Raw genomic sequence first — 1,053 nt, forward strand, 5'->3', positions numbered from 1 at the left:
CCAAGCTCATAGCCGCCGTCGAAGCCACAGGGGATCCAGCAGTCGATCTCGCAACAGTCACGGCACTTCTCGCTCACAACCGCTAGGGCTCCGGAGCCCCAATGCAGTTGCCTTAAGTACCTCGCCCACTTCGCAGGGCTTCTCTGTGTTTCGGCTTCGCCGCCGTCGCCTGCAATTTCCAGGCCTCGGGATACACTGCCTCGCCCCACCCCGACTGGAGGTCGTCCCAGTGCTCCCCGCGCGGGTATTCGCCGTTGCACCGATGGCCCTGATGATCCTCGTCCTGTCCGGCTGCTCTTCCTGGGGCTGCACCGATACGACGGCGGAGCGAGGTAAGGCGGGTGTCAGGGTGCAGGTTGTGGACACGGACGGCCGGCCTCTCGGTGTCACCGCCGCTGTCGTTGACTGGAGGCTTGAGCCCCACCCGCAGTTGCCCTCTGAGGGCGACCAGGTCCGCTTCCGCTTCCGCTTCGACGGCGCCGATGCATATTCCGACCCCGCAGTGGACGCCTGCGCGGTCGACAAGGCGCGCGTGACGTTGGGGTGTCGGACAATTTACTCCACCCAGGCGTTCGGGCCGACCGACGATCCCCTCACGGGCGACGACTGGCTCACCGTCGAGCACCCTGAGCAGGTTGCCGGAGTGTTGTTGATCCCCAATGACCAGTCTTACGACGGGCGAACCTGCGCAGTCGACATCAAGGACGGTGGCGGCATGCATCCCCCGGAATCACCCGGCAGGGGGGACCAGCTGTAGGGAGGCCAAGGCGGCTGAGGACGAGGCACGGGCTGCCTGCGCCCCGTTGTTTGATGGCCTGATTGTGCACCCATCACCCTTCGCGGAGCGGGCTGGTCCTGAAGGCGGAGCCGAAAGGGCCCGGGGTGGGGGAGCGGAGCGGACCCATCCCAACGGGCCGCAGGCCCGGACCCCGTGAAACGGGGTCACCCAGGCCCGCGGAGCGGGCCGTTCGGGAACCGAGCGCAGCGAGGAACCCGAACCGTCCGGAGCGCAGCGAGGAACCCGAACCGTCCGGAGCGAAGCGCAGGACCCCG

Annotated in this window: 1 protein-coding gene; it reads left to right on the forward strand. The window is 67.5% G+C overall.

From position 1 onward, the window contains the following. Positions 1-271: 271 nt before the first annotated feature. Entirely contained in the window at positions 272-757 is a 486-nt protein-coding gene (locus AC07B0_RS32925) for a hypothetical protein (RefSeq protein ID WP_478899672.1), read from the forward strand. The last annotated feature ends 296 nt before the right edge of the window (positions 758-1,053 follow it).

Source organism: Streptomyces sp. NPDC044704, assembly GCF_056433525.1.